Source organism: Pseudoalteromonas sp. GW168-MNA-CIBAN-0100 (assembly GCF_040309225.1).
GTDB lineage: Bacteria > Pseudomonadota > Gammaproteobacteria > Enterobacterales > Alteromonadaceae > Pseudoalteromonas > Pseudoalteromonas arctica.
In genome coordinates this window covers 1-366 of record NZ_JBEOOL010000225.1, presented here as the reverse complement: position 1 = coordinate 366, position 366 = coordinate 1, and the positions used below count along the sequence as shown (strand labels likewise).

Annotated in this window: 1 protein-coding gene; it reads left to right on the top strand. The window is 40.7% G+C overall.

Going from position 1 to position 366, the window contains the following annotated elements; all coding sequences use genetic code 11:
* Positions 1-366: TIGR04219 family outer membrane beta-barrel protein (locus AAEY62_RS20850; protein WP_350636195.1), on the top strand; the 366-nt coding region annotated here is incomplete at both ends.

The following is a 366-nucleotide window of genomic DNA, read 5'->3' as shown; positions in this document are numbered from 1 at the left end:
ACTTAATCTCTATCGATTTGGGTGTTAACGCTAAGCAGTTTGATGGTGAGATTTTAGTTAAAGGTACTACGCAACAAGGTGGCGCTGATTATACTGAAACTGTTGAGTTTTCAGGCTTTGTACCATTGGTTTACGGCCGCGCTGAAGCAGGCTTACCTTTTACCGGTTTAAGCGTGTTTTTTGAGGGCAGCTTTGTAGCAATTGACGATAGCAAAGTTCAAGATTACCAAATGGGTATTGCATGGGAATTTATTGATAACCTAGCAATAGATGTTGCTGTTAAAGCAGGTTACCGCTCAATGACATTAGAGCTAGACGATGTTGATGATATTAACACTAATATTGATGCATCGGGTCCATTTGCGG